We start from the raw sequence: 16,937 nt of genomic DNA on the forward strand, positions 1-16,937 counted from the left end.
TGTCGCCCAACCTGAAGACGCATGCGGTCTATCTCGTGACGGATCAATTCAAGAGTTGGCACGATGCTTATTCTACTGCTGAGAACCGGAATCGAAACGGAACCCCAATGTGCGGCTGTTTCACAGGCCGTCTCGGGAGCTAGGCCGCTACGCCGCGGCATCATGCCCAAGCCGGGCGTTCAGCTTGCGGATCAGCTCCTCGGCCGCGTCTGCAATCACGGTGCCCGGCGGGAAGATCGCCTCGGCACCGGCCGCGTAGAGCGCGTCGTAATCCTGCGGCGGCACCACGCCACCGACGATGATCATGATGTCGTCGCGGGCCTGCTTCTTCAGCGTGGCCTTCAATTCCGGCACGGCGGTGAGATGCGCCGCGGCGAGCGAGGAGACGCCGAGGATGTGGACGTCGTTCTCGACCGCCTGGCGCGCCGCCTCGTCCGCGGTCGCAAACAGCGGCCCGATGTCGACGTCGAAGCCGATATCGGCAAAGGCCGATGCGATCACCTTCTGGCCGCGATCGTGGCCGTCCTGGCCGATCTTTGCGACCAGGATGCGCGGACGGCGGCCTTCGGCCTCCTCGAAGGCGTCGATCAGCGCCTGAACCTTCTCGACCTGGTTGCCCATGCTGGACGCCTCCCGCTTGTAGACGCCGGTGATGGATCTGATCTCGGCGCGGTGGCGGCCGAACACCTTTTCCATCGCGTCCGAGATTTCGCCGACGGTCGCTTTCGCCCGCGCCGCGTCGATGGCGAGCGCGAGCAAATTGCCATTGCCTTCGCCGGCCGAACGCGTCAGCGCCGCGAGCGCAGCATCGACGTCCTTCTGGTTGCGCTCGGATTTCAGCCGCGTCAGCTTGTCGATCTGGAGGCGCCGGACATTGGTGTTGTCGACCTTCAGGATCTCGATGCTGTCCTCGTCGGTCGGCTTATACTTGTTGACGCCGATCACCGCCTGCTTGCCGGCATCGATGCGTGCCTGGGTCTTGGCAGAGGCCTCCTCGATGCGCAGTTTTGGTACGCCGGCTTCGATGGCTTTCGCCATGCCGCCAAGCTCCTCGACCTCCTGGATGTGGCCCCACGCCTTCGCCGCGAGGTCGCGCGTGAGCCGCTCGACATAATACGAGCCGCCCCAGGGATCGATGATGCGGGTGGTGCCGCTTTCCTGCTGCAGGAACAGCTGGGTGTTGCGGGCGATGCGCGCGGAGAAATCGGTCGGGAGCGCCAAGGCTTCGTCGAGCGCGTTGGTGTGCAGCGACTGGGTGTGGCCTTGGGTCGCCGCCATCGCCTCCACCGTCGTGCGCATCACATTGTTGAAGACGTCCTGCGCGGTCAGCGACCAACCCGAAGTCTGCGAATGCGTGCGCAGCGACAGCGAGCGCGGGTCTTTCGGATTGAACGGCTTCAGCAGCTTCGCCCACAGCAGGCGCGCGGCGCGCAGCTTGGCGACCTCCATGAAGAAGTTCATGCCGATCGCCCAGAAGAACGACAGCCGCGGCGCGAAGCGGTCGACGTCCAGGCCCGCGGCAAGACCGGCGCGCAGATATTCGACGCCGTCGGCAAGCGTATAGGCGAGCTCGAGGTCCTGCGTCGCGCCGGCTTCCTGCATGTGATAGCCGGAGATCGAGATCGAATTGTACTTCGGCATCTTTTGCGAGGTGTAGGCGAAGATGTCCGAGATGATCCGCATCGAGGGCGCAGGCGGATAGATATAGGTGTTGCGCACCATGAACTCTTTCAGAATGTCGTTCTGAATGGTGCCCGACAGCTTCTCCGGCGCGACGCCCTGTTCGCCGGCGGCTGCGACATAGAGCGCGAGGATCGGAAGCACCGCGCCGTTCATGGTCATGGACACGCTCATCTGGTCGAGCGGGATGCCCGCAAATAGCGTGCGCATGTCGTAGATGGAATCGATGGCGACACCGGCCATGCCGACGTCGCCACTGACGCGCGGATGATCTGAGTCATAGCCGCGATGGGTGGCAAGATCGAAGGCGACCGAGAGGCCCTTCTGTCCGGCCGCGAGATTGCGGCGGTAGAACGCGTTGGAATCCTCAGCCGTGGAGAAGCCGGCATATTGCCTGACGGTCCAGGGCTGGTTGACATACATCGTCGGGTAGGGGCCGCGCAGGAACGGCGCGATGCCCGGATAGGTCTCGAGGAAATCGAGCCCGGCGAGATCGGCCTCGCCATAGGCGGGTTTCACCAGGATCCCCTCAGGCGTCAGCCACGGCGCGGCGCTTCCGCCTGGCGCGGCGGTGGCGGCGCACTCAAAGGCGACGTCAGCGAAATCGGGAATGCAGCTCATGATTCCAACCAGACAAAGTGAGCACGGGATTGTTAAACATGGTCAATTTGACGCGAGCCATCGGTAGATGTCTTGCAATGTCGCAAGCGCATCGCAACCGGCGAAGACGAAGCCCGTGACGCCAGCCGCACGAAGCGCCGGCTCGGCATCGGTCGGACGACCTGCCAGATAGACCCGCGCATCGGCCAATTGCAGGACCTTGGCGGATGTTTCCGCGAGGTCCGCATAGGCCTTATCGCTGGAACAAAGGCAGGCAAGCGCGGCGCCGGAGGCCTTGAAGGCGGTAGCGAGCTGGGTGGGATCGGCAAAACCCTCGGTGTCGATGGCCTGGATGCCGCCGGCCTCGAACAAGCTTTTTGCGAATGTCGCACGTGCGGTGAAGTCGGCGGGCGTGCCGAGATTGGCCAGGAACACGCTGGGCCGCGTGCCGCGCGCTTTCAACGCCGCATCGGATTTGTCCCGCAGCGCTTCGAACGGCGCGGCGAGGCGCATCGGCGGCAGCGCATCGAACTTGTATTTTGCCTCGCCATAAGGCGCGACCGCAATCGGGGTCGCGTTGAGCACCGCCGTTTCCCTCTCATGCAGGTTCGGAAACTCGCTCGCGCCGGTCAGCACGTCGCGGCGCTTTGCGATGTTGGCGTCACGTGCCGTTCGCGCCGCAGCGACCTTGCTCTGGAATAGGCCTTGCTGAAGCGCCGCGAAGGCTCCGCCGGCCTTTTCGCTCTCCTGGAACAGCGACCAAGCCGCTCCACAGAGCTGCGCCGTCAGTGTCTCGATGCCACCGGAGCCCGCCGCGGGATCGCTGACCTTGGCGAGGTTGCTCTCTTCCAGCAGCAGGAGCTGCGTGTTGCGCGCCACGCGCCGCGCGAACGGATCGGGCAGCCCAAGCGCCAGCGTATGCGGCAGCACGGTGATCGAATTGGCGCCGGCGAGCCCGGCCGCGAATGTCGCGATGGTCGCGCGCAGCATGTTCACGTAAGGGTCGCGCTGCGTCAGCATGCGCCAGGCCGTATCGGCGGCAATGAACAGCGGCTTCGGCGTCAGACCGCACGCCGTCTCGACGCGCGCCCAGAGCAGCCGTAGCGCGCGGAATTTTGCCATGGTCAGGAACTGGTCGGCATCCGCGGCTAGCCGCGCATAGACCATGCCCTGTGCCTGCTCCAGCGGAACGCCGGCGCCTTCGATCGCGCGAAGATAGGCGAGGCCGCAGGCGAGCACGAAGGCGAGCTCCTGCACCTCGGAGCCGCCGGCATCGTGGATCACGCGTCCATCGGCGGAAGCAAACGGCCCCTTGAAACCCATCCCGGCGAGGCCTTTGATGCCACCGGTGACGGCGGGAACGATCTCTTCCCAGCTGTAGGGGCTGTTTCCCAACACGGCGCAGGCGGCCAGCGGATCGAGCCCGAAGCGGATGTTGCAGGCCGCCGGATCGATGCCGTTGCTCTTCACATATTCCGCGATGTGGATCGCGGCCATCCGCGATTGCGGGCCGACCTGAAGCTCGATTCCGATGCCGGCATCGAGGTAAATGTCCTTCAACACTTTCGCGACCGCATCGGCCGTCGGTTCCAGGCCGAAGCCATGGCTGCCATTGCCGCCGGCGAACACCAGCGCGAGGCCCGTCGCACCGTTCTCAAGGTCCTGCAACGCCTGCGCGTTCGCGACCGCAGCGTCGGGATGATCGATCCGCTGCATGATCTGCCATGGCGCGGCCGCCGGTCGTCCCAGCACAGGCGCAGCGCCCTTGGCGCGCGGATAGAGCGGCTCGATCCTCAGACCGTCATAGGTCTTGCCGACCAGCTTCTCGAACGGCGCGCCCTTCAGCACACCGTCGACCAGCTTGCGCCAGTCCGCGTCCGTCGCCTTGGGAAAATCGGCCGCCAGCGGCACATCATCCCCCGTCACGGTTTGAACCTCCTTGCACATCGGCGAAAAATTGCGGATCGCGTCCGCACGGCAACGACTACCGCGACAACGACTTATCGATCGTCCTTCCAGGAGCCCACGATTGCCGCAAGCGACAGTTCTTCTGGCTCACGAGCCAATGAGGGAGTCCTTGAGAACCGCGGGGCAGGAGCAGGCTGGAGGACACCGTGGCGGGTAAGGAACACTTGTCGGGAAACCATGTGCTCGTGTCGCGATGCCTCTGTCATCGTCAAGACCGGGGCGAAACACACGTCAGTGCCTTCCATGATCTTGCACCATTCTTCGCGAGTTTTGGTCTTGAAAACTGCTGCAAGTTTTTGCTTCAGCCCTGGCCAAGCTGCAGGGTCCATTTGAGCATCGAACTCTGGATCATGCAGGCCCGCATGCCGCCGCAGGATCACGTAGAATTGCGGCTCTATGGATCCAATCGAGACGAAGTTGCCGCACGCGCATTCGAAAACGCCGTAGAAGTGCGCGCCTCCGTCCAGCAAGTTTTGCTCGCGGCCTTCAATCCAATTCCCCGTAGCTCTCATATCGAAGGACATGGTCATCAATGAGGCTGCTCCGTCACACATTGCAGCATCAACGACTTGTCCCTTGCCTGACTTCTTCGCTTCAATCACGGCGGCAAGGACGCCAACGACGAGGTAGAGCGCACCTCCGCCGAAGTCACCGACCAGATTGAGTGGGGGGATCGGCCTTTCCCGCGGACCGATCGCGGCGAGCGCCCCTGTGATCGAGATGTAGTTGATATCGTGACCAGCGGCGTTGGCCAGAGGTCCATGCTGGCCCCAACCGGTCATCCGTCCGTACACAAGTCGAGGATTTCGGCTAAGAATTACATCAGGACCGAGCCCTACGCGTTCCATCACGCCCGGACGGAAACCTTCGATGAGAACGTCGGCTGTGCTGAGAAGCTCGATTACCTCGCCCCTGCTCTTGTCGTCCTTCAGATCGACATGGGCCCACTTGCGACCACGTGATGCAACTCCCTTCAGGTTCCGGGCGGCACCGACACGGTCAAGAGTCACAACCTCCGCACCCATGTCCGCCAGCATCATGCAAGCGAAAGGGCCGGGACCGATGCCGGCGAATTCTACGACGCGAACGCCGGCAAGTGGGCCGTTCATCTGCGAGCCCGAAACAGCTACCATGTTGCATCTCCCATCAAGCTCTTCTTGTTCGGCGGCTACTCGCGCAGTGAATAGACTATTCGAACTCCAAAATCAGCGCGTCCACCGCGAGCGTCGCGCCGGCGCTGGCGTGGATCTTCTTCACGGTGCCGTCCTGCTCGGCGCGGAGCACGTTCTGCATCTTCATAGCCTCGACGACCGCGAGCGTCTCGCCGGCCTTGACCTCCTGGCCTTCGGTCACAGCGATCGAGACGATGAGCCCGGGCATCGGGCACAGCAGCTTCTTGCCGGTGTCGGAGCCCGTCGTCACCGGCATCAGCTTCGCCGACGCCGCTTCCGCTTCGGTCCAGACATAGACCGGCACCTCGACGCCCTGATGCGCGAGGCGGATGCCATTCGGGATCGGCCGCGCCTGCACCGCGATGAACTGGCCGTCGATGGTGCCTTGCCAGACCGGATCGCCCGGCTTCCATGGCGACTGTAGCAGATGCGCGTTGCCGGCCTTGCCGTCGGCGTCGACGAAGCGGATCGCGATCGCCTCGCCCTCGCGGGCGACCTCGAGCAAAATCTCCTGGCGGTCGAGCCAGACCGCGCGGCGGCGCTCGCGCTGCACGACACGGCCGCCCATCTGGCCGGAGATCTGCCGCTTGCGCTCCCCGAGCACGTGATCGACGGCGGCGCCGACCGCGGCGATGCGACGCGCCACCTCGCCTTCCGGCACGCGCACGGCAAAGCCCTTGGGGAATTCCTCGGCGATGAAGCCGGTCGAAAGCCGCCCCTCGCGCCAGCGCGGATGATGCATCAGCGCGGACAGGAACGGGATGTTGTGCCTGATACCGTCGACATAGAACGAGTCGAGTGCAGTCGCCTGCGCCTCGATCGCAGCCGCGCGCGACGGTGCGTGCGTGACGAGCTTGGCGATCATCGGATCGTAATGGATCGAGATCTCGCCGCCTTCCTGCACGCCAGTGTCGTTGCGGACGGTGATGCCGTCCTGGCTGGCTTCGGCCGGCGGGCGGTATTTCACCAGGCGCCCGATCGAGGGCAGGAAGTTGCGGAAGGGGTCTTCGGCGTAGAGGCGCGATTCCACCGCCCAGCCCGTCAGCGTGACGTCCTTCTGCGCCAGACCGAGCCTCTCGCCGGCGGCGACGCGGATCATCTGCTCCACGAGATCAATTCCGGTGACGAGCTCGGTGACGGGATGCTCGACCTGGAGGCGCGTGTTCATTTCCAGGAAGTAGAAGCTCTTGTCCTGCCCTGCGACGAACTCGACGGTGCCGGCGGAATCGTAGTTCACGGCCTTGGCCAGCGCCACCGCCTGCTCGCCCATCTTGCGGCGGGTGGCTTCATCGAGCAGCGGCGACGGCGCCTCCTCGATGACCTTCTGGTTGCGGCGCTGGATCGAGCATTCGCGCTCGCCGAGATAGATGACGTTGCCATGCTTGTCGCCCAGCACCTGGATCTCGATGTGGCGGGGATCGACGATGAACTTCTCGACGAAGACGCGGTCGTCGCCGAACGAGGCTTTCGCCTCGGCCTTGGCGAGGTTGAAGCCCTCGGCGACCTCGGCCGTCGAGTGCGCGATGCGCATGCCCTTGCCGCCGCCTCCGGCCGAGGCCTTGATCATCACGGGATAGCCGATCTCGTCGGCGATCCTGACCGCGTGCTTGTCGTCCTCGATGACGCCGAGATAGCCGGGCACGGTCGAGACCTTGGCCTTGGCGGCCGCCTTCTTGGACTCGATCTTGTCGCCCATCGCCGCGATCGCGCCCGGGTTCGGGCCGATGAAGACGATGCCTGCGGCCTCCAGCGCGCGCGGAAACGCCTCGCGCTCGGACAGGAAGCCGTAACCGGGATGCACGGCCTCGGCGCCCGTCTTGCGGCAAGCCTCGACGATCTTCTCGATCAGCAGATAGCTCTCGGCCGCAGCGGGCGGGCCGATCAGCACGGCCTCGTCGGCCATCTCGACATGGAGGGCGTCGCGGTCGGCTTCGGAATAGACCGCAACCGTCTCGATTCCCATCTTGCGGGCAGTCTTGATGACCCGGCAGGCGATTTCGCCGCGATTGGCGATCAGGATCTTCTTAAACACTTCTCTTCTCACAACGGCAGATTGTCGTGCTTCTTGGCCGGCGCCTCGACCTTCTTGTCCTTCAGCATCGCCAGCGCCCTTGCGATCCGCCGCCGCGTCGAATGCGGCATGATGACGTCGTCGATGTAGCCGCGCTCAGCGGCGATGAAGGGGGACAGGAAGCGATCTTCGTATTCCTTGGTGCGGGCGGCGATCTTGTCGGGGTCACCGATGTCGCTGCGGAAGATGATCTCGACCGCGCCCTTGGCGCCCATCACCGCGATCTGGGCGGTCGGCCAGGCGTAGTTCATGTCGGCGCCGATTTCCTTGGAGGCCATGACGTCGAAGGCGCCGCCATAGGCCTTGCGGGTGATGATGGTCACCAGCGGCACGGTGCACTGCGAGTACGCGAACAGCAGTTTTGCGCCGTGCTTGATCAGGCCGCCATATTCCTGCGCCGTGCCCGGCAGGAAGCCCGGCACGTCGACGAAGGTGACGATCGGGATGTTGAAGGCATCACAAAAACGCACGAAGCGCGCCGCCTTGCGCGAGGCGTCCGAGTCGAGCACGCCGGCCAGCACCATCGGCTGGTTGGCGACGAAGCCGACGGTGCGGCCGGCGATGCGACCGAAACCGGTGACGATGTTCTTCGCGAACAAATCCGCGATCTCGAAGAAATCGCCTTCGTCCACGACCTTCAGGATCAGCTCCTTCATGTCGTAGGGCTTGTTCGGATTGTCGGGGATCAGCGTGTCCAGCGACATGTCGACCCGGCCGATGTCGTCAAAGCTCGGCCACTCCGGCACGCCGTCGGTGTTGTTGGACGGCAGGAAGTCGATCAGGCGCCGCATCTGCAGCAGCGTCTCGACGTCGTTCTCGAAGGCGCCTTCGGCGATCGAGGAGCGCGTGGCGTGCACCGAGGCGCCGCCGAGCTCTTCGGCCGTGACGACCTCGTTGGTCACGGTCTTCACCACGTCGGGGCCGGTGACGAACATGTAGCTGGTGTTCTTCACCATGAAGATGAAGTCGGTCATCGCCGGCGAATAGACGTCGCCGCCGGCGCAGGGACCCATGATGACGGAGATCTGCGGGATCACGCCGGAGGCGAGGACGTTGCGGCGGAACACGTAGGAATAGCCGGCGAGCGCGGCGACGCCTTCCTGGATGCGAGCGCCGCCCGCGTCATAAAGGCCGATGATGGGCGCCCGCGCCTTCATCGCCATGTCCTGCAGCTTGGTGATCTTCAGCGCGTGGGTCTCGGACAGCGAGCCGCCGAACACCGTAAAGTCCTTGGCGAAGACAAACGTCTTGCGGCCGTTGACGGTGCCCCAGCCGGTGACGACGCCGTCGCCGGGCACCTTGGTCTTCTCCATGCCGAACTCGGTGGAGCGATGCTCGACGAACATGTCGAACTCCTCGAACGATCCCTTGTCGAGCAGGAGCTCGATGCGGTCGCGCGCGGTCAGCTTGCCGCGGGCGTGCTGCGCCTCGATGCGCTTCTCGCCACCGCCGAGCTTTGCGCCGGCACGACGCGCCTCAAGCTTTTCGATTACGGCAGTCATCCGTGCGCCTCCAGCGTAGGAGCGAGCGAGTTCGGTCCGCCTCTCCTGGAGGACTTGACCCAAATCTCAGTTCCAGTAACGTGACGTCAGTGTCATAAATTTATCTTGTTGTCAAATCATCACAACTAGCTGATATAACTTGGTATTATTCCATGAGGTCGACTTGTGATCAGTTTATAAAATGGCGGTCTAAGCCATTCCGAAGCTACTGGTCCGTCCAGGCGATCAATCACAAACGAAACAGGAGGAAAAATGAATACGCGTAGTTTGCTTGTTTTTGCCGTAGCCGCCGGCGTCACGATTGGCTCGCACCAAGCGTTTGCACAAAAGCAATACGGTCCCGGGGCGAGCGACACTGAAATCAAGATCGGAAACATTCTTCCCTATAGCGGGCCAGCCTCCGCCTACGCCATCGTGGGCAAGATCGCTGCTGGGTATGTGAAGATGATCAATGAAAAGGGCGGCATCAACGGACGGAAGATTAATTGGATTTCGTACGACGACGCCTATAGCCCGCCGAAAACGGTCGAGCAGGCCCGCAAGCTGGTCGAGAGCGACGAAGTTCTATTCCTCTACCAGACGCTGGGCGTGCCGCCGAATCTGGCCATCATGAAGTACATGAACCAGAAGAAGGTCCCACAGCTGATGCTCGCGACCGGAGGAACGAAATTCGGCGAGGATCCCAAGTCGTTTCCATGGACGATGCCTTTCAATGCGTCCTACCAATCCGAAGGTCGCGTCTATGCCAAATGGATCTTGAAGGAGCACCCTAACGCCAAGATCGCCGTCCTGGTTGTAAACGACGAGTACGGCAAGGATATCTACAAGGGCGTTAAAGACGGGCTCGGCGACAAGACCTCGATGATTGTTGCTGAGGCGACATACGACTTCAACGACCCCACGATCGACTCGCAGATCGTCAAGCTGAAGGCATCGGGAGCAGACCTGGTACTCAATCTCAGCCAGCCCAAATTCGCCGCGATGGCGATCCGAAAGATGGGCGAGTTAGATTGGAAGCCTGTCCATATCCTGAACAACGTTTCGAGCTCAGTGGGAGCGGTGATTAAGCCAGCCGGCTTCAACTACGCGCAAGGCATCATCAGCGCTGGCTACTACAAGGACCCGACGGACCCCGCTTGGAAGGACGACTCCGGGGTTAAGGAATGCGAGCAGTTCCTGCAAAAATACGCGCCTGACGCAGATCGCAATAGCAATCTGGTAACCTACTCGTATGCAGCTCTTCAAACGCTGCAGTACATCCTCGAGCAGGCGGGCGACAACCTGACTCGGGAAAACATCATGAAGGTCTCAGAAAACCTGAATGGCTTCGCGCCGTCGACCTTGCTGCCCGGTATCACACTCAAGACGTCGCCTACCGATCATTTCCCGATCGAGCAGATGCAGTTGATGACGTTTGAAGGAAACAACTGGGTCACCTTTGGTCCGATCATCGAGGGCAAGTTATCGAACTGAACGTATCCGAGCCGCACGGACTAGGAACTCCGTGCGGCTCACGACTGCGCCGTTCTTCGATAGGTATTTCGCTCAATTCGGTCGTTAGGAGAGAAGGTGGACTCGTCCAACCAAAATCTGCCGTTTCGGGATCGCCTTGCCTTACCGCTAATTGCAGCACCGATGTTCCTCGTCTCACGCATCGAGCTTGTGGTGGCGGCAAGCCGAAGCGGCGTGATCGGTTCGTTTCCGACGGCGAATTGTCGGAGCGCCGATGAGCTGGATCAATGGCTAGCCGCGATCAGCGATCGTCTACACCCCACAGCTTCAAGACCGGCAGACAACATGCGCCGATCTGTCCAAATTTGATCGTGCTAATACTCGCCTCGCAGACGATCTGCGCGTCGTCCTCAAGCATAATCCTGAGATTGCCATCACATCGGTCGGGTCCCCTATCCCGGTGCTTCGTCTGCTCTAGGATGCAGGCGCGTTAGTTGTTGCCGACGTAGCGTCTATTCGGCACGCTGAGTGGGCCGCAGAGGCCGGTGTCAACGGCCTAATACTATTGACCGCGGGAGCTGGCGGCCAGACCGGCTGGCTAACTCCATTCGCATTCGTTCGCGCGGTGCGCGCGTTCTTCGACGGGATGATCGTCCTCGCTGGAGACATTAGCGATGGCGTCGCTCTCAGAGCGGCGCAGACATTGGGCTGCGATCTTGCCTACATGGGGACCAAGTTCATCGCGCCGCACGAGAGCATGGCTGACCGACGATTCAAACAAATGCTCGTCGAGAGTACCGCCGACGATATTCTCCTGACGACAGCATTCACCGGATTGCAGACGATCATGTTGCGGCCATCGATCACGTCGGCGGGTCTCGATCCCAACAACCTGCCGCTCCACGGTTCGATCGAAATTGGCAAGGATATCGACATCACCGCTCGCGAAGCTCGACCAAAGCGATGGCGCGATATCTGGAGCGCTGGGCATTCGACTTCAGGAATCACCAATGTCGTGTCCGTCAACGAATTGGTCACGCAGACGAGCTCGGAGTTTCATGGCATCAGCCGTTGAAAATGGCCGACATTATCAATGTCATTGCGGCCAGCCCCATTGATTGGCCGAAAGATCAAATGATCGATAGGAGATGGAAACTTGTCGCTCCACTCATTCCCGAGTGTCTGCGAGCAGACCCTGCGTGCCCTTTCGCGGTTCCCGTCAAATACCGCCTCGTCGGCCCGCACCTTCCCCTTCGCGGGCTTGTTTGTAATCACGAAAGGACGAACAATAGTTCACTCGAGATGAGAACGGGCGATAAGCTCATATTCCCCCTGCTTGCACGCGATCATGTCATAGGCCATTGATCTGGCGATCCAAGTCGCGATATGGCCCAGCGGACCACGCCGGTCTCCAGGGAGTCTCACGCCTGCGCCGGAGATACTCACGAGGCGGCGTACGTCCGCATTCTCCATAACCGTAATGATGTTCGATACGGCGACGGTGATAACCGGAATGTCGTCCTTTGATCGCACGCCGACAGTGTTTACGACCGCATCAGAGCCTCGAACTGCAGCCGTCATGGCGACTTTGTCCGAGAGTTCGCCGCGGATGAAATCAGCTCCATTCGCGTTCGGTGACGTGCGGCCATATATGCGCAATTCGTGGCCGGCTGCGATAGCCTCTTCGAGAAACACGCGGCCGATCGACCCGGTACCGCCCAACAACGTGATTTTCATGGATGCGCCAGAGCCTCATTTTGGTCGATATGGACGGACTTGACATATATTAAGGTGAAGGCCGCCGCCGGCGGAGCATCTGTCACCTCTCCATAGTTGGTAGTATCAACTGCTGCTGAATAGTTAAGATATCAGACGACCGTACAAGGATCAGACGATCGTTGATCGATTTAGCGATCGAGACGTCGCGCTTTCCTGCCGTCGGAGCACGCAACCCGTTGGCGAAAGACGTCTCCTGTCTTCGTAATCGACCAGCGCCAAACTGACGGAGCGGCGATGATGCAAGCCACAGGCTTGTCTACTTTCGACGCGTGCGCGACGAAGCGGGGCGATGCCCCGCATGCCTCACTGGGCTCGACGGCGACCTCACCTACCTCGGAGCTTGCGGCGAGCCGCACAGCGAACTAAGCTTGGAACTCGTCAGCCACCGCATCGCAGGCGCTGCTTTCATTCAGGCGCATGGACTCTGTGAACGCGTGATCATATGCTGTACAATTGCGCCGGCGCCAAAATTGCCCGGGATCCCTGTGGTGATCCCAGGAGGGTCAATCAGGAGGCCGTTGTCTGGAGCTTGACTGTGGATCGGCCTTTTCAGTTCAACTTATAAGAGGCCTGAAAGAATGTACCCCAGCGCTCCGTGCTGAACTTCGCAAGCTCAGTCCCAGTGGTTCCCGGGCCATCACAGCCTGTGCATGTCATTTCACTGTCTTTTTTGGTCCACATGGCCCAATAGCGCGCGCCGATGCCGACGCTGAAGTTCTTGGTAATGAAGTAGGACAACACGCCTTCGAGTTGGACACCCCCGCCTCCGTTCCCGCGTTGATCGATGAAGGTGGTCGTCGGGCGCACAAGATGATTGTCACGTCCTTTGAAATCGGTCCAAGGCAGGTAAGCGACGTCGCTACTCAAACGCCAACGCTCGGTGAGCATGGTTTCGGCGCTTAGGCCGGCACGAGGTGCATTCCACTGGGAATTCTGGCTTCCAGCGACTGTGTCGTCACCATCTGGATCTGGCCGCAAGCATCCAACCATCGGGTTGGCAATCTGTACACATCCGATGTAGTCGGAGCTCTGTTCGTAGTAGGTCCAGCCGAGAAAGCCCCCGACCTTGTAGTTGGCGCCGCGCAGGAAATCGTAACCTACGTCGGCGGTGTAATAGGTGAACCTCCCGTTTGCCTGGCCTGATCTCGTGTTGATATAGGAGAGGCTGCGATCAATTCCCCAATCTTCATCGTTGGTGATTCCTTTGTCGAAGCGACCGATGCCAACGTTGCTCTTCAGAAACGCTCCCCACGGGCTGTCAACCCGGCCAAATAATTCCCCGGAAAGTCCGTTGAGACCGTGGTGGGTGATCCTCGATACAAGAATGTTAGGATCTCCAGCAGGGACTTCATTGGGCACAGCGCTGTCATTCCATTGGAATCGTCCGCGGCTGACCCAAAGCCGCGAGCCGCCTTCAAACGACCAACCGGCTGTGTCAGCCGTCGGCGGCACGCTGCCCGTTGCTTTCGTGAACAACGGCGCATCGGACCGTTGCGCATCCCAAGGGTCGGCGTCAAAATGGTAATTCAGACCGATCGTTCCGATGTGATAGGTGCTAGACAGGCTCGTTGTATTCGCCGGAAGGATTGCGAACGGCGGAAACTGCACCGTCGGAGGCGTTGCGATACTCGGCCCACCGAAATGCAGATAGTCGTATTCGACCTTGAGAGACCATGCAGACGTAAGTGCTTGCTCGACGCCCAGCCCGATGATGCCGCCGACCCGACCATAGTCGAAACTGGTGTTCTCCTGAGTCCCGCGGCCATTGAACTCGTTGTTGTTGACGACATCGCCGCGATTGTTTTGCCAAGCCAAGCCTCCCTTGAGATAGGCCAGCGTGTGGCCATGTGGGCCAAAGGTGTAACCGACCCGGCCGGTCCCGGTCGCAAAGACGTTGGGACCTGCCGCGCAATTTGCGCTCACAACAAAGCCGGAGGAGGCGAGGCAGGTATTTGTGCCGTCGGAGACAGCACCGCTGACATCGAGTTCGACGCCAAAGACCCAGCTGTTCTTCTGCCAGTTATAGCCTATCTGGCCACCTACGAGGAACACTGGGGTGTCAACCACGCCGCCATAGATTGGGGGACCGTAGGGATTGCTGAATGAGGTTCGGCCATACCCACCGCCGACGTTCCCGCCGATATAGCCTCCGGACCAACTCCACACCGCCGCTGGCAATTTCACGTCTGGCCAAAGGTCTACCGCATTGGCTGCACCGCTTGCGACGAGCGCAATTGTTGCGACTCCCGAAAGAAGAACTCCAGATCGCATTCCAAACACTTCCTGCATTTTGCGCCGTCCACAACCGAGCGCCTTAACTTGTCGCCACAGCAAACCGTCGGGGCCAGACCACACGCTTGCGACGCGCGCCCTAGTCCGCCTGGAAAATCAACGCTTGCGATTGGCAATGATGGCGTCAGCAAAGCAAACCGCGAGCCAATTGAATTCGGCGGTTCTGCAGGCACTTCGTAGTGGTGTGTAGCGTCAAGTTGCTGACATTTGTCTCAAGACTCACAATCTACGTTGCTATCGCCGACGGCATCATCGTGAGGCGCATCTGAAGCAGGCCAATAGAGCATCCGCCGCAACTCTGCCGATGTCTCGCCTGATAAGGAACGGGGCCGGCTGGCGAGACCACCGTCTTCACTGCAGGGGGTCACGTGTGAATCGGCGCCGAAGCATGCCTCTTCTATATCGCATGGGTCAGTGACTCATGGCGCCGATCGGGATCGGGATCCCGCACCGATACACAGACATGGCTTAAGTCAGGGTTGCTCAAGCCTTCGCGTGAGGGGTCGCGAAGAGTCGTCCGGCCTCGCGAGCAACCGGATGGGATCCGGTGCGCACGTGGCATCACGACGAAAAACCCGCATTGCCGCCAGCATGCCTCCCGAACGACGCTGCCGGGCGCCAGATTTCCGACATCGCCGTTTTCAATTCGACGTGGCTCTGATCTCAACAGCGTTTCGCGGCTGATTTCGCTCGAGGCGCGCACAGATGACGTGCTTCAAGGCGACGTAATGACGACACTTCTATTAGGATCTTCGCACAGGAAGGATGCGGAGCGCCGCGAGCAGCAGCGAACCGTCGTCGGCGAACAGGTCCCAGATCATGATCCCGGCGAGTCCATGGGCGCGCGCGTACATCGTCTTGCTTGCGATGGATAGCGGATCGTCGTAGCTGATCCATATCCGCCGTTCGGCGTCATAGAGCCACGGCACTTGGGCCTCATCACACCAATACCGGCGAAAGCCCTGCTCTTCCGGTCGCCGGACAACGAGATCGCGATAATCGATGCCGTCACTCCCTCCCCACTCCTCGCTCGCCATCGTCCCCTTTTGCAAGAGCCCCCCGTTCTCCTGCGGAACGCCTGCAACAGCTCGGCCATAGAAGGCTACCCCGAGCGTGACCTTGGCCCGCGGCACCCCGGCCCGGATCAAGGCATTCACACTGGCATCGACATTGAGATCGGGACTTGGATCGCCGGCGCAGGCAAACAGCGGAGCATTGAAGCCGGCAAAGGTCGAGCCCGCATGATAGTCGTAGGCCATTAGATGAATCCGGTCGACCAGCGGGGCGAGAGCGGCCGCCTCCAGATTGATAATCTTGTTGGGGACGGCCGATACGGCGATGGTGAGCTCCAGCTCCCTGCGCTCCAATGCGGAAAACTCGGTGAGTCTTCGGCGAAGCTCCGCAATCAGGAGCGTGAAATTCGTGCGGTCCTCGAGGCGCGCGAGATTCCCTGGGCGTCCTCCTGAGACGGGAAACTCCCAATCGACATCCACACCATCGAACAGACCCGGATACGGCCGAAAGAACGCCTCGATAACGGATTGTGCGAACCGCGCGCGCGACCTCGGCGTGGCAGCGGCGGCCGAGAAATATTTCGACCCGCTCCAGCCGCCCAACGCAATCAGGATCCGGAGCTCCGGACTGCTCCGCTTCAATTCGGTGAGTTGGGCGAAATTGCCGCCGAACGCGGTCGACGGCGCGGTTCCGTCGCAGGCTCCTGCGTCCAGGCAACGATCCGAAAGTCCAGCCAGTCCTTCTGCCGAAACGGTGCCGAACGCGTACATCAAGTGCGTCAGTTCGCGAGCCGGGATCGTCTTGATGTTTGGACCGCCCGTCCGGGCTTTCCAAGGGGCGACATAGCCTGCGACCACTGGCCTCCGGGACGGCGTGCCCCGTCCCGGCTGCATCAGTGCGTATCCGCACACGAGCGTAGAAAACCCGGCTGCAGCGAAGTTTCGACGATTAATTGCCACGGATTACGGCCTTATGCTCTCTGTCTGATTTTACGCTGCGCCAACCGATAACGCGATCGCCTCAGCGAGCCTTCGATCTGCGCGGCACTGGCTCCCTTTGTTTCACCTGATCGCTACGACTTCATGGCGGCATCTTCATCGAGAGCTGTATTTGCTGCGCGACGGGTTCAGCTCTCGAATGGCGAGAATACGACGAATTGAATGCGGTGGAGGAAGGCTCGTCTAAGACGAAGTATGGAAGTTCAAAGAGCTGTTCTGTGGCGGGCTTCCGACATTTTGTGGCTAGCATCCGCCGCGTTGTCCCATCCGAATTTGTCGAAAGGCGCACAAGTGGATTGGTGTATTGGAACGTATGGGCAGCAGCTACGGCCGCTCTCGTCCGCTGAATTGCGCTTCGCTTCATCGTCTCTGCGCCAGGATGGGAGGCTGTGAAGGGCAAACTGTGGCA

The 16,937-nt window shown here is 61.1% G+C and carries 9 protein-coding genes and 1 pseudogene; 2 read left to right on the plus strand and 8 right to left on the minus strand.

Features of this window, described 5'->3' with window-relative positions; genetic code table 11:
* Positions 1-147 precede the first annotated feature (147 nt).
* The 5 genes from scpA to I3J27_RS32500 are packed head-to-tail and all read right to left on the minus strand — an operon-like array spanning position 148 to position 8,993.
* Positions 148-2,301, minus strand: a complete 2,154-nt coding sequence (gene scpA, locus I3J27_RS32480; RefSeq protein WP_270162962.1) for a methylmalonyl-CoA mutase — start codon at positions 2,299-2,301, stop codon at positions 148-150.
* A gap of 42 nt (positions 2,302-2,343) precedes the next feature.
* The gene (locus I3J27_RS32485) at positions 2,344-4,227 is read right to left on the minus strand and encodes a methylmalonyl-CoA mutase subunit beta (protein ID WP_370691895.1); all 1,884 of its coding nucleotides are present in this window, start codon (positions 4,225-4,227) and stop codon (positions 2,344-2,346) included.
* 53 nt (positions 4,228-4,280) lie between these two features.
* Positions 4,281-5,381 carry a CaiB/BaiF CoA transferase family protein gene (locus tag I3J27_RS32490; protein WP_270162964.1) on the minus strand — a complete coding sequence of 367 codons (1,101 nt, stop codon included), beginning with the start codon at positions 5,379-5,381 and terminating at the stop codon, positions 4,281-4,283.
* Positions 5,382-5,436: 55 nt separating this feature from the next.
* Complete coding sequence (locus I3J27_RS32495; RefSeq protein WP_270162965.1) at positions 5,437-7,452, minus strand: acetyl-CoA carboxylase biotin carboxylase subunit; 2,016 nt, start codon at positions 7,450-7,452, stop codon at positions 5,437-5,439.
* An 8-nt stretch (positions 7,453-7,460) separates the two neighbouring features.
* Positions 7,461-8,993 (minus strand): acyl-CoA carboxylase subunit beta, encoded by a 1,533-nt coding sequence (locus tag I3J27_RS32500; protein ID WP_270162967.1) that lies wholly within the window; start codon positions 8,991-8,993, stop codon positions 7,461-7,463.
* A 252-nt stretch (positions 8,994-9,245) separates the two neighbouring features.
* On the opposite strand from I3J27_RS32500, the gene I3J27_RS32505 reads away from it, so the two are divergent.
* On the plus strand, positions 9,246-10,466 hold the full coding sequence (locus I3J27_RS32505; RefSeq protein WP_270162969.1) for an ABC transporter substrate-binding protein: 1,221 nt from the start codon (positions 9,246-9,248) through the stop codon (positions 10,464-10,466).
* Positions 10,467-10,628: 162 nt separating this feature from the next.
* Positions 10,629-11,520 (plus strand): annotated as a pseudogene (locus I3J27_RS32510) (NAD(P)H-dependent flavin oxidoreductase).
* A gap of 218 nt (positions 11,521-11,738) precedes the next feature.
* Here the strand turns inward: I3J27_RS32510 and I3J27_RS32515 are convergent.
* The 3 genes from I3J27_RS32515 to I3J27_RS32525 all read right to left on the minus strand — a co-directional run bounded on the left by I3J27_RS32515 (position 11,739) and on the right by I3J27_RS32525 (position 16,387).
* A complete protein-coding gene (locus I3J27_RS32515) occupies positions 11,739-12,182 on the minus strand; it encodes an NAD(P)-dependent oxidoreductase (RefSeq protein ID WP_270162970.1) in 444 nt (147 codons plus the stop codon).
* A gap of 591 nt (positions 12,183-12,773) precedes the next feature.
* Positions 12,774-14,513: an outer membrane protein gene (locus I3J27_RS32520; RefSeq protein ID WP_270162972.1), complete on the minus strand. Its 1,740-nt coding sequence runs from the start codon at positions 14,511-14,513 to the stop codon at positions 12,774-12,776.
* Between the two features lie 746 nt (positions 14,514-15,259).
* Positions 15,260-16,387, minus strand: coding sequence for a glycoside hydrolase family 18 protein (locus tag I3J27_RS32525; protein ID WP_270162973.1), 1,128 nt, complete (start codon positions 16,385-16,387; stop codon positions 15,260-15,262).
* Positions 16,388-16,937: the final 550 nt, after the last annotated feature.

It is taken from the genome of Bradyrhizobium xenonodulans, from assembly GCF_027594865.1.
Lineage (GTDB): Bacteria > Pseudomonadota > Alphaproteobacteria > Rhizobiales > Xanthobacteraceae > Bradyrhizobium > Bradyrhizobium xenonodulans.